Origin of the sequence: Klenkia sesuvii, assembly GCF_037083825.1 — a bacterium.
GTDB lineage: Bacteria > Actinomycetota > Actinomycetes > Mycobacteriales > Geodermatophilaceae > Klenkia > Klenkia sesuvii.
Genome location: NZ_JBAPLU010000014.1, coordinates 17,481 through 39,557 on the forward strand (window position 1 = coordinate 17,481; position 22,077 = coordinate 39,557).

At 74.4% G+C, this 22,077-nt stretch carries 13 protein-coding genes; 3 read left to right on the plus strand and 10 right to left on the minus strand.

Annotated elements, in window-relative coordinates; translation table 11 throughout:
• Nucleotides 1-100: 100 nt before the first annotated feature.
• Nucleotides 101-8,695 carry a WXG100-like domain-containing protein gene (locus TEK04_RS13955; protein ID WP_489753255.1) on the minus strand — a complete coding sequence of 2,865 codons (8,595 nt, stop codon included), beginning with the start codon at nt 8,693-8,695 and terminating at the stop codon, nt 101-103.
• Nucleotides 8,696-8,719: 24 nt separating this feature from the next.
• Nucleotides 8,720-9,124: a YbaB/EbfC family nucleoid-associated protein gene (locus TEK04_RS13960; RefSeq protein ID WP_336404955.1), complete on the minus strand. Its 405-nt coding sequence runs from the start codon at nt 9,122-9,124 to the stop codon at nt 8,720-8,722.
• 204 nt (nt 9,125-9,328) lie between these two features.
• On the opposite strand from TEK04_RS13960, the gene TEK04_RS13965 reads away from it, so the two are divergent.
• Nucleotides 9,329-10,198, plus strand: a complete 870-nt coding sequence (locus TEK04_RS13965; RefSeq protein ID WP_336404956.1) for a hypothetical protein — start codon at nt 9,329-9,331, stop codon at nt 10,196-10,198.
• A 2-nt stretch (nt 10,199-10,200) separates the two neighbouring features.
• Nucleotides 10,201-12,333, plus strand: a complete 2,133-nt coding sequence (locus TEK04_RS13970) for a hypothetical protein (protein ID WP_336404957.1) — start codon at nt 10,201-10,203, stop codon at nt 12,331-12,333.
• A gap of 42 nt (nt 12,334-12,375) precedes the next feature.
• Here the strand turns inward: TEK04_RS13970 and TEK04_RS13975 are convergent, their stop codons facing one another.
• The 4 genes from TEK04_RS13975 to TEK04_RS13990 form a co-directional block, all read right to left on the minus strand.
• Nucleotides 12,376-12,759, minus strand: coding sequence for a hypothetical protein (locus TEK04_RS13975; RefSeq protein ID WP_336404958.1), 384 nt, complete (start codon nt 12,757-12,759; stop codon nt 12,376-12,378).
• On the minus strand, nt 12,756-13,652 hold the full coding sequence (locus TEK04_RS13980) for an SseB family protein (protein WP_336404959.1): 897 nt from the start codon (nt 13,650-13,652) through the stop codon (nt 12,756-12,758). The genes TEK04_RS13975 and TEK04_RS13980 overlap by 4 nt, the downstream gene beginning before the upstream one ends.
• Before the next feature lie 64 nt (nt 13,653-13,716).
• Nucleotides 13,717-14,058 (minus strand): hypothetical protein, encoded by a 342-nt coding sequence (locus TEK04_RS13985; RefSeq protein WP_336404960.1) that lies wholly within the window; start codon nt 14,056-14,058, stop codon nt 13,717-13,719.
• A 22-nt stretch (nt 14,059-14,080) separates the two neighbouring features.
• Nucleotides 14,081-15,184, minus strand: coding sequence for a hypothetical protein (locus tag TEK04_RS13990; RefSeq protein ID WP_336404961.1), 1,104 nt, complete (start codon nt 15,182-15,184; stop codon nt 14,081-14,083).
• A 99-nt stretch (nt 15,185-15,283) separates the two neighbouring features.
• On the opposite strand from TEK04_RS13990, the gene TEK04_RS13995 reads away from it, so the two are divergent.
• The gene (locus tag TEK04_RS13995) at nt 15,284-16,165 is read left to right on the plus strand and encodes a DUF559 domain-containing protein (RefSeq protein ID WP_336404962.1); all 882 of its coding nucleotides are present in this window, start codon (nt 15,284-15,286) and stop codon (nt 16,163-16,165) included.
• A gap of 21 nt (nt 16,166-16,186) precedes the next feature.
• On the opposite strand, the gene nrfD is transcribed toward TEK04_RS13995, so the two are convergent.
• The 4 genes from nrfD to TEK04_RS21415 all read right to left on the minus strand — a co-directional run bounded on the left by nrfD (nt 16,187) and on the right by TEK04_RS21415 (nt 21,917).
• Nucleotides 16,187-17,401: an NrfD/PsrC family molybdoenzyme membrane anchor subunit gene (nrfD, locus tag TEK04_RS14000; protein ID WP_336404963.1), complete on the minus strand. Its 1,215-nt coding sequence runs from the start codon at nt 17,399-17,401 to the stop codon at nt 16,187-16,189.
• Nucleotides 17,402-17,562: 161 nt separating this feature from the next.
• On the minus strand, nt 17,563-18,651 hold the full coding sequence (locus TEK04_RS14005) for a 4Fe-4S dicluster domain-containing protein (RefSeq protein WP_336404964.1): 1,089 nt from the start codon (nt 18,649-18,651) through the stop codon (nt 17,563-17,565).
• The gene (gene fdh, locus TEK04_RS14010) at nt 18,648-21,344 is read right to left on the minus strand and encodes a formate dehydrogenase (RefSeq protein ID WP_489753256.1); all 2,697 of its coding nucleotides are present in this window, start codon (nt 21,342-21,344) and stop codon (nt 18,648-18,650) included. The genes TEK04_RS14005 and fdh overlap by 4 nt, the downstream gene beginning before the upstream one ends.
• 12 nt (nt 21,345-21,356) lie before the next feature.
• Nucleotides 21,357-21,917, minus strand: a complete 561-nt coding sequence (locus TEK04_RS21415; RefSeq protein WP_489753257.1) for a hypothetical protein — start codon at nt 21,915-21,917, stop codon at nt 21,357-21,359.
• Nucleotides 21,918-22,077: the final 160 nt, after the last annotated feature.

Consider the following 22,077-nt stretch of genomic DNA (forward strand, 5'->3'; position numbering starts at 1 on the left):
TCGGAGGTCGAGGTCTCGCGTCCCACGCAGTCGCCGGTCACAGGTCCAGAAGGCGCCGATCGGCATGCTGGCGAGCCCCACCTGGTTCGTGGCCTGCCGATCAGTCGACCAGCCCGAACGCGACCCGCGCCGTCGCCGCATCGGGGCCGGACGGCCTAGTGGGCGGCCCGGCGAGGACGGGACCCGCTGCACGGTTGTCCACGGGGAGCCGGACGAGGTCGACCCCGCCGCCGGGAGCCGGACGACGCGCCAGCACCACAGGTACGGATCCGCGGTCTGCCGCAGGAGCGAGGGCGGAGAAGCCCTTGTCGACGGCCTGCTGGACGGCGTCCGGGACGTCCCACCAGAAGGCTGCACCGGGGAGTTCGGAGAGGACGAGCGTGGGCGGATGTCCGTCCGCCCATCGGACGCCGACCGGCACGACGTCACCGCGAGGCGATCGGACCTCGACCGTCGTCGTGCCCGTCTCCAGACCGAAGGGGCGCTCCAGCCACCGCTCGTCGTCAGGCCAATCAGCCCCGGTCGCGTTCGCGATGGCCACGGCCAGGGACCAGTCGATGGCCCGCCTAGGACGGCCCTGGTCGTCCGGTTCGACGGCGTGCGCCGGGAGGGCGAGTCCGTGCGCCGGGCCTGCGGCCGCAGGTCCTGCTCCCGGCGAACCCCACGCCGGACCGCCGTGGACCACCCTCAGATCACGCCACGGCTCGCTCGGACCGGCGCAGACGACGGCTCCCACCAGCCCGATGGAGTCCGAGTAGGGGAACCCGGCGTCCCAGCGGGCCGTCCTGTTGCTCTGCCCGTCCACCCAATGCAGGCCGTCCTCGGCCTGGACGGCGTTGAACCAGTGGCCGGCAGGAACGCCCCACCAGTTCACGAGCACGATGGCCACTGCACCGACCGGCGCTCCGTGCATCGCGCGACCGACGGAGCGCCATGCCTCGCCCGTGAAGCCGGTCGCGGTCGCACCCGGCCCGGGGACCAGGTAGTGGCTCGGGCTGGCACCCGTGTGGGAGTACATCTCCGGCAGCTCGCCTGGCTTGAGGCCCTTCGAGGACAGGCCCTCCTGGCTCAGCTTCGCCGCGTTGTCGCCCCGGGCGACGCGCGCCGCGCGGCCGAGGAAGAGTTCCGCAACGGCTCTCGTCACGTCGCCGCAGTTGTTCCGGAAGGGCACGGCAGCTGCGTCTGTGGGCTGGAAGAAGCGCTCCAGCGGGTTGACCAGGCCCAAGAGCCGGAACCCCCGGGCCACGCGCTGCGCAGGGTCGATCGGGACGGCATCGCGCGCCGCGGCCTCAGCCATCGCGAGTTCCGCACCGGGTCCCGGGCTGAAGTGGCGCTGCGGGTCCACGACGGCTCGTGCCACGCCCACGCCTGCAGGGACACCACGCTGCACCGCGAACTCCATGACCCTGGTGCCGGCGAAACCCGACGCCGACACGACGCCCTGCACACGGAAGCTTCGTACCCGCCCAGCCGCCAGGGCCTGGGTCAACCGCTCGGCTGCCACCCGGCCACCGGGGGCGCGCCACAACTCATTGCGGAACCTGCCCAGATCTCCCGTGGTGCCCGCCTGCATCAGGCCGGGGCGGCTCCCGGGTAGCACTGCGGACTCGCTGGTCGCCTCCGCCACCACTGCCATGCCGCCGTCGGCCAGTTCCACGAGCACCCGGCCGCCCACCGTGAACACGGGGCGGGCGCGGACGCCCACGAGCTCGGCGAGGGCCCACGGCACGGCCGCGGACGACACCATGTCCGCGGCGAAGGCAAGAGCGTCGCGGGCGTCCAGCCGCCCGTCGCCGAGCGGGCCCGTCGTCGCAGCCTGCAGCTCTGCGGTCCGCCCGGCCACCAGGGCGCCAGGCAATTCGGCGGCGGCCTCCATGACGGCTGCGACGGTGCCCTCGGCGTGCAGTCCCTCCGTGGCCAAGCGCGGGATGAACGTCTGGGCCACCACTGTCGCCAGGTCACCCGCCGTCCGCGCGGGGACCCAGCCCTGCACTGCATCCCAGACGAGCACCTCCCCGAGATCGTGGAGCGGGCGGGCCGTGCCGTCGGGCTCGATGTGGTGGGTCCTCGGGTCGAGGGTCGCGCGCTGCGCCAGCCACTGGGAGAGCGGCCCCCCGCGGTACCCGGGCACCGCGTCCGGGCCTGCGGCGAAGAGCGCGGTACGGAGGTCGTCCAGGAAACGAGCGGCCGCCGGGGACAGTGGACCGTCGTCCAGGACCAACTCACCGCTGACCCACATCTGGACCGGCCGATCGGACTCCGGTCGAGCCCACGAGCTGCGCCCGGTCAGCACACCGACCGACGAGCCGTCGCGCAGACGAATCTCCGTGGAAAGCTGGCTGCCGTGCCGGATCGTGCTCATCACCACGCCGGTGACGCTCTGCATCAGGAAGCGCCACGCGTCAGCTGCCTGCCGGCCGGGCACGAAACGCCCGGCCGCGTCGATCAGCCCAGCCGCTGCTCGCAGATCCGGAGCAGTTCCTCCTCCGGCGGCAGAGGTGACCCCTTGGTCGCCAAGGCCACCTGCTCGGCCTCCTGCCTGGACACCGGACGGATCGCGATCTTCCCCTCGGTGCCCGCCTGGTGCTGGATCTCCCCCACGCTCGCCGGGTCGTAGACCCATCGATTGCTCATGGCGTCGTGCAGCACCGACTCCTGGCCACCCCGCACGTTGCTCCGCGTCGCGATCACCTGCGTGATCCCCTGACCCGTCCACACCGCGACCCGGTACCGGAAGCGCCTCGACTCCTCGACCTTCTCCGCCTGCCGAGCCACGAGCTCGTCGAGGTGGGCCTTCCCTGGATCCTCGGTGATCTGAGGTCTCGGCGCTTCCGGCCGCCCCATCAGGGCCGAGAACTCCCGCCCCTCCTCCCAGCGGCGAAGACGGTCCGCCTGGGCCTTCTGCCACAGCGCCCATCCCGGGTGGTCCGCCGGGGCTCGCTCCCCCGAGCTGCCCGACTCCGGTAATTCCGTGCCCATCGCTGCCCCCATCGGACGTGCTCGCATTCTCGGCTGAAGAAGCGATTTCGTTCAGCACAGCATTCATGGCTTCGACGACCTCGCGTGCGGCCGCATCCGAAACGCCCGCTTCCCGCAGCAGGTCCAGCCGCGCCGCATCGTCGCTTCCCGACTCGGTCACGAAAGCCCGTGCCAGCTCGGGCTCCATGTCGAACAAGGCGGTCGGTCCGTTGGCCTTTGCGGGGCCGAGGTCACCCAGACCCTTGATCTGGTCTCGCTCGATGCCCGACTCGATCACGACCGACCGGATGCGCGCCAGCGCCACGACGCGGTCGACCGCGTCGGTTTCGACCGTTCGGAAAATTTCGTAGAACCGGTGGGTGAGCTCAGCAACCCATCGTGACTTCGGGGTGGGGAACTGCAGCTCCACCCGCTGACCGGAGACACCGTCGGAGATGACCACGAGCAGGCCCAGATGACGGTTGCCCACCGCCCACGTGTTGCGCCAGTCCGGGTGCGGCCGCTCCGGTCCGGGCACCGTCCACCCTGCGGACCGGAGCCCTGCCAGGAGAGCCAACACATCCTGGCCATACCGATCCGGATCGGTGCGCACGGAGAAGCGGACCAGGTCGTCGAGATCGGCCACGGCCCTCGACAGGGTCTGCCCGGCCTGCAGAGACGGCTTGATCTTGCGCACCAGGGCAGCCAGCGGCTTCACGCCGTGCGCCAACCCCACCAGCTCCTGCCGCGGACCCGTCTCGGCCACCAGGTCACGCTGGGCGCGCTCGAAGACCGGCTGCGCACCGGCGATCAACAAGGTCGACTGATCCACGACCCGCTGAGGAGCCGCGTCGGACAGCCCGTGGGCCCCCACCCCCGCATCCGATGGTTGCGGCACCGGACCAGACCCGGCAGCGGGGTAGGGCTGCGAGAAGTCGGGACTGCCGTCGGACGTGCCCGCTCCGCCCTGGACCGGCATCGGCGACGCGAACTCCGTGATGCGGGTGCCCACGTGCTCGGTGCCTGTGATAGCCGGGGTCGCGGACAGCACCTGCAGATGATCGCTCCTCTGCGCGCCGCGCAGCTGCGCCGCGACGTCATCCGCGCCGGGTGTCGCGGCGACGTCCGAGAGGACCGATTCCGTCGCCGCCGGCGTGCCCCACTGCGGGCCGGAGCCCGGTGCGCTCCCGGGCAATGGCGCCGACCGTGCCGACAGGGGCCCGACGAGGGTCCACCCGGTCGCCGTCCGGACCGCGATCGGGGCACCCTCGCCACCGGTCGTGTGGATGGCGACGACCGGTTCACGGAGGAACGCCTCGACCGCCGGGACGAGCGAAGCGGCTGCCAGCCGCTCGGCGGCGGTCTGCAGCACCGAACGTTCCTGCGCGCGGCGTCCGGCCGTGGCCTCGTCGATGGTGCCGTGCCCCTCGATCGAGGCGCGCGCTGCTGCGCCCTCGGCGTCGCCGGTGCGTCGCACCGCGTCGAGCACCTCGCCGGCACCCAGCTCGGCGACCCTGCCCAGCTGGTCGTCGGAGAAGCGACCGACCGGGACGAACACGTGACCGACCACGGTGGCACGTTCGGGTCCGTCGGCCACCCAGCCCTGGGCGGCATCCCAGACGAGGGCAGCTGAGTCGCCGCTGGTCGGCTCGGCCCGTCCCCAGCCGCTCATGCGGTGCGTGGGCGGCAGCCCGACCCGTTGGGCCAGCCAGATCGACGACGGGCCGCCGTCCACGGGGCGGAGGAGTGCATCCCCCAGGTCGCCCAGGAAGGTGGCCGCAGCCGGGGTGAGCGGGCCGTCCTCGAGGTGCACGTGCCCGGTGGCCCAGGTCTGCAACGGGCGGTCCGGATCGGTGGTGGCCAGGCTGTTCGGCCCGGACGTCACCACCATCGACGACCCGTCGGCCAACTCCAGCTCCACGGCGCGCTGCTCGCCGTCCTGACCGGACCAGGTCGGCTCGACGCCCCGCAGCACCCGGTCGAGCGCGGCCTGGGTGTCCTGACCGACCTCGGCGACCGCTAGCCCTGCGCCGCCCGGTCCTCCGGCGTCGCGCTCGACCCGTACAGCACCCCGATCCGGTTCTCGCAGATCTCCAGCAGGCGCTCCACGCTCGGCAGCGTCCTGCCCTGCTCGGCCTCGACCCGCTCGGCCTCCTCCCGGCTCACCCGGGTCAGCGTCCAGTGCGGCTCCTGGAACGCCTGATGCCGGATCTCCGACAGCTGCTTCGGGTCGAAGATCCACCCCCCGCCCCGGAACCCGTCGTACAGCACCGCCCCGTGCCTCGGACCCGACGCGTTCCGTTCCGCCACCACTCCCGGGTACTGGCCGTCCCACTTCGTCACCCAGTAGGTGAACGTCTGTGCCCTCCGGTACTCCTCCACCGCGCCCATCACCAGGGCGTCCAGCCGACCCGCCGGCGGGATGTCCGGCAACGGCTCGTACGGCGGGTGCGGCAGCCCCGTCCCCTCCTTCGACTGCTTCGCCAGTTCCCAGGTGAAGCGGTCCTGCTCCCGGGCCTCCTCCCAGAGCGCCCAGCCCGGATGGTCCGGATCGTCGATGTCCGCCATGTGGATCTCCTTCTACTCGCTCGTCGCCAGAAGACCTGACAGTCGCATCAACAGCGGCCAACAGACGCCCTACCGTGTCCGGTGATACCCCACCACGGTTGAGTGCCGCTGCTGGCGAGCCCGCCCGCTTGGTTGCCAGCGCGACGAACTGCTGAACCAGCTCCTGTGAGTCGCCGAGCGACCTGTTCGGCCCGTTGTCGTAGGCAGGTCCGAGCCGGTCCACACCCTCGGGGAAGTTCTGCTCGACACCCGCCTGTTCGACGAGGTCGAGGATCAGCCCGAGGTGGATCACACGGGTGACGGCGTCGTTGGAGTCGTTGCGCCAGACCTCGTACGACGTGTGGGTCTTCTTGCCCAGCGAGGCCGACTCCGGGGTCGGGAACTGCACCTCCATGCGCTGCCCGGTGGCCTCGTGCGTGAGGATGACCGCGAACCCGTGGTACTGGTTCCCCGGCACCCACTTGTTGCGCCAGTCGGGGTGCGGGTCGTCGGCCGAGTCGTGGTGGGGCGGCACGGTCCATCCGCTGTCCCGCAGGTCGTCGAGCACTCCGTTGACGGTGCGGTCGTAGCCGGTCGGGTGGGTCTGCACGGAGAAGCGGAGGACGTCGTCCTGCGCCCGGACGGCGGCCGCGATCGTGCGGCCCTTCTGCAGCAGACCGGTGATCTTCCGCAGCATCGAGTGCGGCGTCTTGACCCGGTGCTCGACCCCGATGAGCTCGGCGGCAGGCAGGTGCTCGTCGGCCGCCACCTGCGCGATGGACCGTTGGAGGGCGGTCTGCACCTCGGCGGCCAGCTGGTCGACCGCCGCGACGTGCAGCTGGACCTCGCGCTGGACGAACTCCGGTGCGGCCCCGAAGGCATCCCACTCGGGGCTCGTGCCGGCCTCCGGGGGTGGGCCCGGAGGGTCCTGCTGACGCCCCGGCACGTCGGCGAGGGCCCCCGCCCGTCCAGCTGCATCATCACCTGCAGGCGTCGAGGTGTCTCCACCGTGTGCGGGTCGAGCGACCTGACGACCACCCGGCTCGTCGACTCCACCCGGCGCAGGCGTCTGCGCCGCGCCCGATGGGCCAGTGCCCGCGCCGGGGCTCGTGCCGCCGGGCGAGGCCGGAAGACGGGCAGCGCGGCGCGCCGCCAGCTCCTCCAGCGCGAACGCCCGAGCCTGCACCCGCGCCGACCGCTGCGCCTCCGCGTGGGTGGCCTGGTCCACCAGCGCCTGCTGCACGTCGGCCCGGCTGACCGGGGCGCCGCCGTTGGCCGCCGACACCGCGGTCAGCTCGGCCGCCAACCGGTCGAGGGAGGCACCGATCCGGTCCGCCCGCACCGGCGTCCCCGACGCAGAGGACTCCGGAGCGGTCGGGTCGGCCGCGCTCTCCGCGGTCTGGACGTCGGTCGTGCTCTCGACGGTCTGGACGTCGGCCGTGCTCTCGACGCTCTGGACGTCGGCCGCCGTGCCCACCTGCTCGGCGGCCGACAGCGACGCCGCCTCCGCGCTGCCCGACGTCGCCCCCGGCCGCGCAGCACTCCCCTGGCCCGCGTTCGCCGTGGCGTTCCCGGCGGGGGAGCCCGACGACGGCGAGGACGCACTCGTCGACGCGGGGGACGCCGTCGGGGACGTGGACACCGTCGGGGACGCAACCGCCGTCGAGGACGCAACCGCCGTCGAGGACGCAACCGCCGTCGAGGACGCGACCGCCGTCGGGGACGTGGACACCGTCGACGAGGTCTGGTTCGCGGGGGACGCAGAGGCCGACGTCGTCCCCGGCGCCGTCGAGGGCGCGGCAGCGGACGCCGTCGCGGCAGCGGACGCCGTCGCGGCAGCGGGCTGAGCGGCAGCGGGCGCCGCCGTCCGCACGGTCGTCGCCGCCGTCCCCCCGCCCGCCGGCGCGCTGACCGGGCCGGCCCCGGCGGCGCTCGCGACCGCCGTCCGTCCGGGGGAGGACGACGACGCCGCCCCGTGACCTGTCGAGACCGACCCGGCCGCCACGGGGGTCCCCACTGACTGGGCGGCCTTCATCTCCTGCTGTGCCAGGTGGCCGGCCAGTGCGTCGACGTGCAGCTGGGTCAGCGTCTGCACCGGGTGCACCGCGGCCGAGAGCACGGCCGGGTTGGTGGGGCTGACCGTGCCGTACCGGCCCACCGCCCCCAGCGCCGCCATGCCGAACGCCGCCGCGTCCAGCGCGGGGAATCCCTGCCCGGTCAGCAGGCTGGCCGCGATGCCGCCGGCCGGGGACGCCACCGCGTTCGTGCTCGCGGTCGCGACCAGACCCCCGGTGTGCCGGATCCCGAAGTTGCCGACCCGCGCCATCCGCGGGCCGCCGGCCCCCAGCCCGGCGATCGCGGAGACGCGCGGCGTCGTCCGCAAGCGGGCGAACACGGGGGCCACCAGACCGGCGCCGACCGCACCGCCGAACCCCCCACCCAGCGCCGCCTGCACGGTGTACAGCCCGTTCCAGTCGGTGCGGGTGCCCTCGGACACCTGCCACGACTGCGTGGTGACGTCGATGACGAGCTCCTCGAGCACCTCCTCGACGACCTCGTGGACGAGGTGGTGCCCGCTGGAGTGCGCCGCGACCCGGCTGGCCAGCGCGGTCGTCTGCTCCACGACGGCGCGGCCCACGCTCTCGACCAGGGCCTTCCGGCCGGCCGCGGAGGCCAGCTTCTCCAGCGCCGCGAGGACCGCCCGCCGGGCTGCCTGGGCGATCGACCCGAGCCCCGCCAGCGACAGCCCACCGGCCCAGGCCATGACGATCGCGATGACCACCGCCATCGCGGCCACCGCCACGGCCACGTTGACCGAGACCTTCGCGTACTGCAGCTCGACCCCGAACCCGCTGGTCTGCTGCGCGATCGCCACCGCGTTGCGGATGTGCCCGGGCAACCCGAACTCCGGCGAGCCCAGCAGCGTGCGGGCCAGGTCGTCGAAGCTCCGGGCAGCCGGGGCGTCCCAGGCGGCCAGCAGCTCCGCGGCCGCGGCCTGCAGCCCCTCGGACGCACCGCTCAGCCCGTCGGCGAGGTCGACCCACTCCTGCGCGAGGTCCCAGACCGCGGTCTCGCTGCCCTCGGGCCAGGACGACCCGGCGAAGACCGCGGACAGGAGGTCGTTCCACACCCCGTCACCGTCGGCGCCCAGCCAGATGAACGGGTTGATGACGTCGTCGGGGTGCTCCATCAGCCGCTCCAGCAGGTCACGGCGTCAGCGGCGGCCGCGGAGCTGGTCGTCGACGATGGCCGCGACCTGCTCGTCGTCGCCGTTCATCATCGCCCGCACCTGCTCGCCGTCGGCCACCCCGGACATGATCTCGACCACCCGGTCCTCCGCCGTCCAGACCGCGTGCTCGATGGTCTCGGTGATGAGGTCGGCCAGGGCCCGGGCGTCCTGGTTGCGGTAGATGCGGGGGTCCAGGTCCAGCCGGACGACGCGGCCCTGCGGGCCGACCGTCACCGACACCAGGCCGTCGGGCGAGGTCTCGGTCGCCTGCACCGCGCGGGCGCGCCGGGCCAGCTCGGGGCCCTGCTCGACCAACGCGCCGAGCTTGACCTGCAACTGCTCGGAGTAGGCGCGGAAGCCGTCGAGCTGGCGGCGGTCGGGCTCGGTCACGGCGGTGGTCCTCTCCGGCTCGTGGACGGCGGTGGGGCGTCACGGTAACCGGTGTCCGCCGGGTCCGGATGTGCGCGATCGGGTGAAACCGGCCCCTGAGCAGGTCCTATGCCGTTGTCCACAGGCCGCCGGACGGGCTTGGCCCGACCGCTGGGCGCGCCTAGGGTTCCGGAGCGGGAGGTTCCCGGTGACCGAGGAGGACGCATGAGCGACAGCACGCGGGTCGACCCCGACGCCCTCCTCGAGTTCGCCACCGCCCTCACGGCCGACCTGCAGGGCTACGCGACGGGCACCGCGTCGGCACTCATGCCCGCCGGCCTCGCCGCCATCGGCGGCAGCGGCATGCAGGAAGCGGTCTGGGCCGGTGCCGGCCACACCGCTGCGCTGGACGCCGCGCGGCAGCTGGTCAGCGACACCTGCGACGGCCTCCTCGCCCTGAGCTACGTGGCCGCCGCGGTGGCCGAGCAGTACCGCCACGCCGACGCCGACCAGGCCGCGCAGATGGCCGCGGTGACCAGTGCCTTGAACCCTCCGCCGGGGCAACCCAGCATCGCGACCAGACGAGCCGCCGAGGCCGAGGCCCAGGCCGCGGCGGCAGCCGCCGCGCGGGAGACCGCGCGCTACCTGAACCAGCTCGACCGCGGCACGACGACGGACGGCGAGGCGCACCGCTTCCAGAACCAGGTCGACGCCGCGGGCCGCCCCGCATCGCCGCCCCCGGCCATGGGCGGCGCCACCGTCGGCAACGGTGCCCCCAGCACCGAGTACTCGCGCTACGTCAACGAGGTGCTGACGCACAACGCCTTCGTCTCGGGCGGCACCGGAGGTGCGAGCGCCGAGGACGAGTACTCCCCCCGCGCCGAGTACGACGAGGCCGTCGCGGAGGCGGCGGCCCGGTCCGAGCAGTTCCACATCCCGTACGTGGTGCAGGTCGACGACCACGGCCACAGCGACGTCGTGCAGGCCGACCCCGACGACGTCCCGTACATCGACCCTGCCGACGTGGTCGAACCAGGGTTCGGCTCGGTAGCCGCGCCCAGGTCCTCCCCGACCCTCGCCACGAGCGGCGACTGACCGTGCCTGCGTTCCGCACCGACGGTGCTGGTGGCGGGTACTCGGTGCCGGCCACCCAGGTGCCCACCGGCCCCGAGGGCGACTTCCGGCTGCTCGGCCTCAAGGACATCTACGAACGCGTCATGCTCGAGGACGACGAGGGCATCACGGCCGCGGCGGAGGGGTGGAACGCCCTCGGCCAGCAGTTCTCCGTCCAGGGGCAGCACCTCAGGCAGCTGATGACGGCGCTGTCCGGCAGCTGGCAGTCCGACGCCGCCACGCTCCTGGCCGAACGGGTGGAGGACGCCGTGGGTTCGTTCGACCGGTGGAGCCAGGTCGCCATCGGGCGCAGCTACGAGATGCTCGACCTCGCCGCGTTCGTCGCCGCGAAGAAGATCGTCCTGCAGAGCATCTGGGACGACTTCATCGCGGACGCCGGGGTGCTGCTGACCCCGCCCCCGAACCTCACCCTCGAGCAGCGCACCCAGTGGCGCGAGCAAGCCGCAGGCGCAGACGCCGTGTACGTGAACCTGCGCCACCACACCATCCGCGCGCTCGACCTGGTGGTGAACCCGCTCGCCAACCGGTATGCCGAAGCCGCGCTGGCCTTCGCGGCAGCCGGACCGGTCTACGCGGGGCCGGTGAACGCGGGCATCCCGTCCGACGAGGCCCTCCTCGCCCTCCGAGACGGCCGGTGGACGCCCTCGATGCCCCCCGTGCCGGCGATGCCCTCCATGGCAGCAAGTCCTGGGGCGCCCGCCCTGCCGACCGTTCCCGACCTGCCCACCGCGCCCTCTGCGGCGACGCTCGCCGCCGCGCTCTCCCTGGCGACCGCACCTCCCGTGCCCACCACGCCAGCAGTGCCGCCGGCGGCGGTGCGCAGTCCGGTGTCCGTGCCGGTGCTGCCCCCGCTACCCGCTGCGTCGTCGTCGGCCTCGGCCGGCGGGGTGGGGAGCCGGGTCGGGGTCGGGGTCGGGGTCGGGGTCGCGGGCGGGGTCGGGATCCTCGCCGGGCGGCACGTACCCGCCCCGCCCTCCGCACCGGCGGCCCCCGGCGTGCTCGGTCCCCGGTCCCTGGCCGGGCCCGCGACCGTGTCGGCCCCCGGTCGGCTCGGAGCGCCACCCACGCTCACGGGTCGGGCCGCGCTCCCGGCCACACCCCCGTCGGCCGCCGGGGGCGGTTCGCCGCACTCGCCGGGCACTCCCGGGCTGCCGCCGAGCACCGCGGCGCGGCCACCAGGCCGTTCGGCGTCGTCCGCCGCGTCGGCACCTCCCCCGCCGTCGCTGCCCGGCTCCCCGCGGCCCCGCACCGGCGCACCCGAGACCCCCGGGAACCGCGCGCCCGGCGGTGGTCGCCTGCCCGCCGTCCCCGGTGACGGCCGGGTCCCCGCTGGCCCGGGCAGCGGGCACCTGCCCCCAGGCCCCGGCGGCGGCCGCAAGCCCGCAGGACCCGCCGGCGGGCCCACGCCTCCCGGCTTGTCGGGGCGCCGCGCGCCCGCTGCACCCGTGCCGGCGGGCCGAGCCCCGGGTGACCCGCACCCGGGTGACCGGGCCGCAGCTCCCCGCGGCCCACACCTGCTCGGCCGCGACGGGGCGACCTCGACGGCACCTCCCTCGGAACCTCCCCCGCCCGCTCTGGGGCGGCCCAGGCACCGTCCGGAGGACGACCGGCGGACCCGGCGGGCCGCCGCTCCGGCCCCACCGGGCCCACTGCCCGACCGGGATGCCGACCCCTCGATCCCCGCCGCGCTGCGGTCGGCCCGCACCACGGGTGCCGTCGAGCTCCCCGGCAGCGCACCCGGCCCGGCCCACTCCCCCGACCCACGCCTGGCCACCCGCGTCCCCCCGGCCGACGCGTCGACGCCGGCGGCGGCCCGGGCCGAGGCTGCGCAGGCACCGACCAGCTCCCCGGCCGCCCAACCCAGCCGGACGACCCCCGGCCGGCACCGGGCCACCGGCGCGCGACCCCCGGCGCACGCCCACACCGGCACCCCGCCCCGGGCCGTGGACCCGGCGGGGCGCGAACTCGGCGGCCGCACCGCCACGGAGACCCCGCCCACCCCGGCCGAGCTGCGGGCCGCCGACCGCGCCCGCCGCCGCGCCGAGTGGGCCGAGGCCCGCCGCCGTCAGGGGTCGGGGGCGGCGGCCAGCCCGTGACGGACGCTGGAGCACGACGGCCGCGGTCGCACGGGGAACCCGTCAGCCCGTGACAGTGCGGACCTCCACCTGGAGCTGCTCCACCTCACCGCGCGGCACCCACCGCTGCCGCACCCCGGGCTCCGTCACCTCGAACCCCAGGGCAATGGCCGCGGGCGCGTCACCGCAGGCGTCCTGCAGCAGGTAGCCCTCCGACCTCTCCCCGACCACCACGCACGGCACCCCGCGCCACCGCGCCGTCGTGCGCCGGTGCAGCACGGCGCCGCACTCGGCCACCGGCACCGCCCGCACCCACGGGCCGTCGCCGGTCAACGGTGCGAAGCCCTCCCGGGCAACCGGGGCCGACAGCCACACCCACCAGCCGTCCACCCGCAGCTCGGGCGCGGCCGTGAACTCCTCCCCACCCCAGCGGGCCGACCAGCTCACGACACCGCCCCCGGCCCCCCGACGTCGCCCGGCGCGGCCGCCGTCCCCGCGGTCACCAGCTGCCAGACCCCGCGCACGGCGTCCCACCGGGCCCGCTCGTGCTCCCCGCCGCGGACGTCGAGCTCCACCACCGCGGCGCCGTGCGGCAGCGCGACGTCGTCCACCCGGTACTCCCGCACCGGCACGGCCCCCGCCGCCAGACCACTGCCCCGGAACGGTGCGGGCTCGACCAGCCAACCGGCCACCGCGTCGCGCTGCTCGACGTCGCGACCACCGCGCGCCACCCGGTACAGCTGCGCGCCGAACACCGGCCAGCGCAGGACGTGCAGGGAGCCGTGGTCCGGGATCAGCGCCTGCTCGTCACCGGCCCGCCCGACCGCGCGCAGCAGCACGGTCGGCGACCCGATGTGCGCCAGGTCGTCGCAGCGGTGCACCACCCCGCTCACCCGGCCCCGGGCCGCGCCGAGCAGCGGGCCGACACGGCCGGGGGGCACGACCTGCTGCACCCAGATGGCCCGCCCGGGGTCGGCCGAGAGCTCGTCGGCGGGGTCGGGGACCACCAGCCGCACGAGGGCGCCGGGCTCGACCAGCAACGGGTGCGGCGAGCCGACGTCGACCGCCAACCCCCAGCGCAGGTCGGGCCAGGCGTGCACCAGCTCCACGAACGAGCTGCGCCACCACCGGCCGGCGGGGTCGGGCAGCAGCTCAGGCGCTGTCCACACGGTCACCCAGGTGCGGCCGTCGTGCTCGGCCAGCGGCCAGGTCGGTGCGCCCTCGGGGGGCAGCGGCAGGGCCAGGTCGGCGCCGCGGAGCAGCGCGAGCCGGGCCGCGTCGTCCCCGGCCTGCGCGGCGGCTGCCCAGATCGCGGCGAAGTCGGCCGGGGCGTCGGTCATCGGCGCCCCCGTCGTCCGGTCGGGGCCGGGCACCCAAGGAGCCCGAGCGGTGCGGCGCCGCGGGTCACCGCCGGTCGACGGTGGCCTGCACGGGGGCGAGCGTGGCGGCCTGCTCCTCGTCGGAGGCCAGCGACGCCTGCACGGCGGTCTGCACGGTCCCGCCGAGCTCGTCGCACTGGTCGGCCAGGGCGGCCGCTGCGACCCGCGCGGGCCCGGCACCCTCGAGGTAGCTGGGGCCGAACTGCTGCCCGCTCGCGTCGTCGCCCCACGGCCTCGCCCCCTCGGCGGCCTCGATCGCGCGGGATCGCTGCGTCACGGTCCGCCGCAGCTCGTCGGCCGAGGCCTGCCAGGCGCGCAGGGCCGCACCGGCGGCGTCGGGATCGATCCGCACCGAGTCGTAGGACATGCTTCCTCCCAGGTCGCGGCGGTCATGCTCGCACGGGCGGCGCGCTGCCCGCCCGGCGCTGCACCTCGGTCTCGAGGGCGGCCAGCCACCCCCGGCGGCGCGACAGCTCGCGCTCGACCACGTCGCGCCGGAACGCCGTGGTGACGTGGCCGGCGGGGATGGCCCGGCCGGCGCGGCTCATCACCGCGACCGCGTCCTTCCCCTCGGGCACCAGGTCGAGCAGCTGCTCGGTCGCCCGCACACCCCGGCGCATCGCCGACACCGCCCTGCCGAGCACCTCGTCGTCGAGGGTCCGGGGCGCCGTGAGGGACGCCTGCAGCGATGCGTCCGGCGCCGTCTGGCACACCTGGTCGGCCTGCTCCCCCAGCCACCACAGGTCGGCCCCACCCAGACCGGAGGGCTCCCCGGCCATGGCGAGCTGCTCGGCGGGTTGCCCGCACGCGGAGCAGGTGTAGCTCACCCGCCACCCCGGCCGGTACCCGCCGTGCACCGGCACCACCCGGGCCGGCTGCGCCGGGAAGGCGAAGCCGACCGCGCCACAGGTGTGGGCACGCAGGCCGGGCAGCAGGACGGCGTCGGCGACATCGGCGACCCGGGTCCCCCGGCGCAGCTCGACCCGCTGCGGCCACGCCCGTGCCGGGCCGTTCTGCAGCAGCAGCCACGGCAGCCAGAGGAAGGCGACCGCAGCCGGCAGCAGGGCGAACGACCAGTCCAGGGTCTCGCCCTGCGTCGCGAGCACGACCAGGGCCACCGCCGCCACCACGAGCCCGATGAGGGAGAGGCGGGCCAGGAAGAACCCGTCGTCGTAGGAGCCCAGGTGCACCGTGCGCTTCACCCCGCGCCAGCCCAGGCCGGCGAGGGTGAACAGGATGATTCCGAACAGGATCGAGAACAGCCCCTGCCCGAAGCCGACCGAGAACCCGCGCACCACCACGGCCACCGAGGCCACCGCCAGCCCGAGCACCGGCACGGTCATGAGCACCCCGGCCACCAGCACCGGTAGGGGCGGGCGCAGTTCGGCCAACCCCTGGAAGAGGACCCGGGACGACGGCCCGGGGCCGATGGGTGGACGGGCGGACTGCACCGCCCTGGCGGTGTCCCCGCGGGGCACTCGGTTCGTGGTCACGGGGGCACCGTGCCACCGAGACTCAGCGGGTCGCAAACGGCTGGAACGGACCTGTGGACAACCCGGTCGACCGACGGCGGGCACGGCACCCTGCTGGCCATGACCACCACGCAGCTCGGGCTCGTCCCCTTCCGCGGGTCGCTGGCCATCGCCCAGGGTTCGACCACGCGCGGGCTGCTGCGCTCACGCCGGTTCGTGCGGGTCTACCCCGACGTCTACGTCGCGGCGGAGGTCGAGCGCACCCACGCCGTCCTCGCCGCGGCGGCGACCGTCCTGGTGCCGGGCGCGGTGATCAGCGGGGTGAGTGCGCTCGAGGTCGCCGGGGTGCCCTGCGCGCTGCCCGGCGACCGGGTCGAGGTCACGGTCCCACCGGGCTCCCGGGGCGTGGCCGTGGCGGGGTTGCGTGTGCGGCGCCGTCCGCTCCCTGAGGGCACCGTCTTCACGGACCCGTTCCCGCGGTTGCACCCCACGGTCGCCGCGCTCGACGTCGCGGCCGAACGCCGTCCGCACGTGGAGGCCGTCGTCGTGCTCGACCAGGTGGTCGCGCACCGGAGGGCTGGCCCGGCCGCCCTGGAGATGTTCGCCGAGGCCTACCGGGGACGCGGGCGGCGGCGCTTGCTGGCCGCGCTGGCCGACGCCGACTTCCTCGCTGAGTCACCCCAGGAGACCCGGCTGCGGTTGCCCCTGCACGCGTGCGGGCTGCCGGCGCCGGTGGCCCAGCAGCGCATCCGCACGAGGGCCGGGCGCCGGCGGCGGCTGGATTTCGCGTGGCCCGAGGTCCGCTTCGCCGTGGAGTACGACGGCGACCACCACCTCGGCCGCCTGCCCGAGGACCGGACCCGGTTGAACGAGCTGCAGGAGCTGGGCTGGCGGGTCTTCTACGTGACGAAGGACCAGCTCCGCGACCTGCCGGCCCTGATCGCTGCGATCACCCGCGCCTACGAGGCCTGCGTGGCCCACCGAGTGGCGTCCCAGGGCTGAGGAATCGCTCCCGGCGAACCCTCAGGCGCCACTCGGCGCGGCGGAGGAGGGTGCGTCGGAGGAGGAGGAGGCGGCGACGCGGGCGGCCATCCGCTCGCGCTGGGGGACGACGACGTACTTGGGGTCCTTGGAGGACGCCATCCCCGCGTCGAACACGCCGAACCGGGTCAGCGCCGAGCCCGCGGCCAGCAGCGCGCCGCTGGCCACGGCACCCCACCGGCGACCGCCCAGCACGGCCGCCCCCACCGCACCCGCGGTCGTGCAGGCCCGGGCGGCCCGCAGGAGCGTGCCGGCCCGGCCGAGGTGGAAGGGCTCGCTGACGATGCCGTGGTCGTGCTCCACCTTGTGCATCGCGGCCAGCTCGACGGCGGCACCGACGACGGCGGCCTTGCGCGCGGGCCCGGCCTCGGCCACGGGCGTGAACGCCATGCACAGCCCACCGCCGGCGGCCAGCCCCGACCCGGTGAACACGAACGGCAGCTGGTTGCCCGGCTCGTGCCACGACGGGGTCGCGGTGTTGGCCAGCAGCACCGCTGTGTAGGCCGCCATGGGCCCGCCGAACGCCGCGGCGCCCACGCTCGCCGTCCGGCGCAGGCCCGTCGAGCGGACCAACCGCGGGAACCAGCCGCGCGACCGGCGCACCGCGGGCAGCGAGCCCAGCAGCGACAGCGCCGCCGCGCCCCCGGCGGCCGTGCTGAACGGCGACAGGATGTAGGAGCCGACGCTGAGCGGCGAGGTCGGCTTGAACACCCGCAGCATGTGCAGGAACCGCTCGGGTCGGCCCAGGTCGTGGATCAGGAAGCCGACGCTGGCGATCGCCCCGCCGCCGGCGATGAGGTGCGCGGCCCGGGCCAGTGCGGGCCGGCCGGTGAACTCCGCCCCGGCGCCCAGCACGGCCGACGAGCCGGCCGCGCCGCCGAGGAAGAGGTACAACGGGACGTCGGGGGTCTTCCACACCGCCGACTTCACGATCTGCCGGCCGTAGTAGCTCTGGAAGTCCGCGTCGCCCACGGTCGGGTCGCCGTCGCGGGCACCACCGCGGCGCCCCTTCCGCTTCCGCTTCTCGCGGCCGGACGCCGAGGGTCCGTCGGCCCGGCGCCACCCCCCACCGGGGGTGGCCACGCCCGAGACACCGGGGCGGTGGTCGAGCGGGGCGGCGACGTCCTCGCTGGGCACACCCGTGCGGCCCATCTCCGGGGTCTCGGGCTGCGCCACCTCGGGGTCCTGCCGAGGCACGGGAGCCCCTCCGGACCGTTCCGCGCCCGACCCGTCAGGAAGGGCTCCCTTGCCCGGGGCGGCGGGGGGTTCCGCTGCGGGCGAGTCCGAGGCGGCGGGGGTGCCGGGGACGCCGGGCTCGGGGGTGGGGTCGGACGAGGCGTCGCCGGCGTGCCGGGGGGTCATCGCCGCCGCCCCAGGAAACCGCTGAGCGCCACGCCCACCAGCATCGCCGCCGCACCCGCCGCGTGCCGCCACATGGAGGGCAGGTCGCGGGTGGTGACCACCGGGTCCGGCGGCAGGCCGTAGACCTCGGGCTCGTCGAGCAGCAGGAAGAACGCCCCAGCACCGCCCACGCCGTCGTCGGTGTCCCGGCCGTAGAGCCGGGCGGTGGTGACGCCCTGCTCGGTGAGCGTCGCCAGCCGGGCGTCGGCCCGGGCCTGCAGCTCGTCGAGGTCGCCGAACTGGATCGACTGCGTCGGGCACGCGGTGGCGCAGGCCGGCTGCAGTCCGTCGGTCAGCCGGTCGTAGCACATCGTGCACTTGAAGACCCGGCCGTCGCCCTTGCGCTGGTCGATGACGCCGTACGGGCAGGCGGGCACGCAGTAGCCGCAGCCGTTGCAGATGTCGTCCTGCACCACCACGGTGCCGAACTCGGTGCGGAACAGCGCCCCGGTCGGGCAGACGTCGAGGCAGCCGGCGTGCGTGCAGTGCTTGCAGACGTCGGAGGACATCAGCCAGCGGATCTCGCGGTCAGCCGACTGCGCGGTCTGCGGGTCGAAGCTCGACAACGCCTGCGCATTCAGCACGCTGTGCTGGTCGATCGTGACGCCGTCGGCGTTCGCGTGCGACGGCGTCTCCGCCGAGCCGCACGAGCCGCCGCAGCCGCCGGACCCGGCGCCCTGCCCGGGCGCGGCCGGCAGCCCGACCCCCGGCATCGGCAGGTCCACCTCGCGGGACTGCTCGACGAACGCGACGTGCCGCCAGGAGTTGGCGCCGAGCATGCCGGTGTTGTCGTAGGACATGCCCGACAGCCCGAGGGCGTCGCGGTTGCCGTCGGCGTCGTCCATCGGGAGCGTGTTCCACTCCTTGCAGGCCACCTCGCAGGCCTTGCAGCCGATGCACACGCTGGTGTCGGTGAAGAACCCGACCCGCGCCGGGTGGTCGGCCTCGTAGCCGGCCTCCCCGGTCACGTCGGGCAGCGGCCCGTACAGCCGGTTCTCCGGGTCGTGCCCGGTGAACGCCGGGCTGGCGGAGCTGATCTGGCTCACGGGGTGTCCTCCGCGACGTGGTCGGGACGGCGCTGCGTGGTCGTGGTCTGACCCTTCCGCTCACCGGTCATGTTGGTCGCCTCCACCGGCGCGCGCCCACCGACCGGCACCCGCCCGCTCGCGACCCCGGCGCGCTGCCGGTAGGACTCCACCAGCTCGACCAGGGCCGGGCCGCGCGGACGTCGGCCGGGCCGGATGTCGCAGGTGGCGACCTTGGACTCCTGGATGTGCACGTTGGGGTCCATCACCACGCCGAAGAGGTCGTTGCCGCTGTCGCCGGTGGAGATGCCCTGCTCACCCCAGTGGTACGGGACGCCGATCTGGTGCACGACCTTCCCCTGGCCCACCTTGAGCGGCCGCATGCGCTCGGTGACCAGCACCCGGGCCTCGATCGCCGTGCGGGCGCTGACCAGCGTCGCCCACCCGCCGTTCTCCAGCCCCCGCTCGACGGCCAGCTGCGGGCTGATCTCGACGAAGAACTCCGGCTGCAGCTCGGCCAGGTAGGGCAGCGTGCGGCTCATGCCACCGGCGGTGTGGTGCTCGGTCAGCCGGTAGGTGGTGAACACGTACGGGTAGACGTCGCTGGCCGGCGGGTTGCTGCGGTTCCAGGCCGCCTCGATGACCTCGCGGCCCGGGTTGGACTGCTGCCGGTACAGCGCGTTGGGCACCGGCGACTCGTCGGGCTCGTAGTGCGTGGGCAGCGGGCCGTCGGCCAGCCCGGACGGCGCGAACAGCCAGGCCTTGCCGTCGTTCTGCATGATGAACGCGTCGGCGCCGCTGATCCCGTCGGGCCCCTTCGCGCCCGGCTCGGGGCGGTAGGACGGCGGCTTGGTGGCCTCGAAGTCGGGGACGTCGTGCCCGGTCCACTTCTGCGCGTCGGCGTCCCACCAGACGTAGGCCTTGCGCTCGCTCCACGGCTTGCCCTCGGGGTCGGCCGAGGCGCGGTTGTACAGCGTGCGGCGGTTGGCCGGCCAGGCCCAGCCCCACTCGGGGGCCACCCAGTTCTGCTCCCGCCCGGGCTTGCGGCGGTCGCTCTGGTTGACCTCGTCGGCGTAGACCCCGGTGTAGATCCAACAGCCGGCGGTGGTCGACCCGTCGTCCTTGAGCTCGGTGTAGCTGGACAGGGCCTTCCCGTCGGGGCCGACGCCGTTGATCTCGCGCAGCACCGCCTCGGCGCTCGGCTCGACGAACGGGCCGTGCGTCGGGTAGTCCCAGGTCAACGACTGCAGAGCCGCGTCGCGGGGGTCGGTGGAGTCGCGCAGCCGGTCGCGCAGGATGCGGCCCAGGTGGAAGTAGAACCACAGGTCGCTGCGGGCGTCGTCCGGCGGCTCGACCGCCTGGCGGTGCCACTGCAGCAGCCGCTGCGTGTTGGTGAAGGTGCCCTCCTTCTCCACGTGCGTGGCCGCGGGCATGAAGAAGACCTCGGTGCCGATCTGCTCGGTCACCAGCTCACCGGTCTCGATCTCGGGCGCGGTCTGCCAGAACGTCGCCGACTCGATCATCTGCAGGTCGCGGACGACGAGCCAGTCCAGGTTGGCCAGGCCCAGCCGCTGCATCTTGCCGTTGGCGTGCCCGACCGCCGGGTTCTCCCCGACCAGGAAGTAGCCGGGGATCTTGCCCTGGATCATGTCGGCGACCTGGCGGTACGAGCCGTGGTCACCGTTGATCTTGGGCAGCAGGTCGAAGCAGTAGTCGTTCTCGGCGGTGGCGGCGTCGCCGAACCAGGCCTTCAGCAAGCTGACCATGTAGGCCCGGGTGCCGCCCCAGAACCCGACCATCTCGTCGCCGACCTTGCAGTACTCGTCGAGGCTGGTGTGCTCGGCGGCGTGCGGCATGGCCAGGTAGCCCGGCAGCAGGTTGTACAGCGTCGGGATGTCGGTGGAGCCCTGGATGGAGGCGTGCCCGCGCAGCGCGAGGATGCCGCCACCGGGGCGACCCATGTTGCCCAGCAGCGCCTGCAGGATGCCGGCGGTGCGGATGTACTGCACACCGACGGTGTGGTGCGTCCAGCCCACCGAGTACACCCAGGCGGTCGTGCGGTCGCGGCCGCTGTTGGCGGTCACGGCGCGCGCGACGTCGAGGAACACCTCGGGCTCGATGCCGCAGATGTCCCCCACCATCTCGGGGGTGTAGCGGGCGAAGTGCCGCTTGAGCACCTGGTAGACGCTGCGCGGGTGCTGCAGGGTCGGGTCGGTGGCCGGCTGGCCGATCGCGCTCGGGTCCTCGATGTGGCCGGCGGTGCCGACGCTGGGGTCGACCGCGCCCTGGAACTGCCAGGTCGACGAGTCGTACTCGCTGGTGTCGTCGTCCCAGCCCGAGAACAGGCCGTCGAGGTCCTCGGTGTCGAGGTACTCCTCGCCCACCAGCGACGACGCGTTGGTGTAGGCCAGCACGTAGTCGCGGAAGTCGAGCTCGTTCTCCAGGACGTAGGAGATGAGCCCGCCGAGGAAGGCGATGTCGGTGCCCGCGCGCAGCGGCACGTGGGTGTCCGAGACCGCCGACGTCCGGGTGAACCGGGGGTCGACGTGGATCACCTTCGCGCCGCGCGCCTTGGCCTCCATCACCCACTGGAACCCGACGGGATGGCACTCGGCCATGTTCGAGCCCTCGATGACGATGCAGTCCGCGTTGACCAGGTCCTGCTGGAACCCGGTGGCGCCGCCGCGCCCGTACGTGGCACCCAGACCGGGCACCGTGGCGGAGTGCTATATGCGCGCCTGGTTCTCGATCTGGATGGCCCCCATGGCGCTGTACAGCTTCTTCATGAGGTAGTTCTCTTCGTTGTCCAGCGTCGCGCCACCGAGGCTGGCGATCCCCATGGTGCGGTTGACCCGCTGGTCGTCGTCGGTGTCCTGCCAGCCCTTCTCCCGGGCGGCGAGCACGCGGTCGGCGATCATCTCCATCGCCGTGTCGAGGTCGAGGTCCTCCCACTCGGTGCCGAAGGGGCGCCGGTACTTGACCGTCGTCGTCCGGGTGGGGCTGGTGACCAGCTGCTTGCTGGCACTGCCCTTGGGGCAGAGGCGGCCGCGGCTGACCGGCGAGTCGGGGTCGCCCTCGATCTGCACGACCTGCTCGTCCTTGACGAACACCCGCTGCCCGCAGCCCACCGCGCAGTAGGGGCAGATGGACTTCACGACGCGGTCGGCGGTCGCCGTCCGGCTGGTGATGGCCTCGGTCCGCTTGCTCCGGGCCGCCTGGCCGCGACCCAGCGGGTCGGGACCGGTCAGCTGGCGGAACACCGGCCAGGAGTCGAGCCACGTCTTCACCCCCCTGACTGTGCCACCTGTCCCGGCCCCCCGCCCGGTCGACCCGCCCGTCCCACGGATACCGGCCGCCCCACCCGGTACGCGTCCGGACGACACGCCGCAGACGCGCTGTGGTGATCCGACTCCGCAATGTCACGATCGCCGCCGATCAGGTGCCCCC

What these genes read in the sequence shown, in the direction of transcription:
- TEK04_RS13955 (WP_489753255.1), bottom strand. Translation starts at nt 8,695, where the DNA reads ATGGAGCACCCCGACGACGTCATCAACCCGTTCATCTGGCTGGGCGCC.
- TEK04_RS13965 (WP_336404956.1), top strand. Translation starts at nt 9,329, where the DNA reads ATGAGCGACAGCACGCGGGTCGACCCCGACGCCCTCCTCGAGTTCGCC.
- TEK04_RS13980 (WP_336404959.1), bottom strand. Translation starts at nt 13,652, where the DNA reads ATGACCGACGCCCCGGCCGACTTCGCCGCGATCTGGGCAGCCGCCGCG.
- TEK04_RS13985 (WP_336404960.1), bottom strand. Translation starts at nt 14,058, where the DNA reads ATGTCCTACGACTCGGTGCGGATCGATCCCGACGCCGCCGGTGCGGCC.
- TEK04_RS13995 (WP_336404962.1), top strand. Translation starts at nt 15,284, where the DNA reads ATGACCACCACGCAGCTCGGGCTCGTCCCCTTCCGCGGGTCGCTGGCC.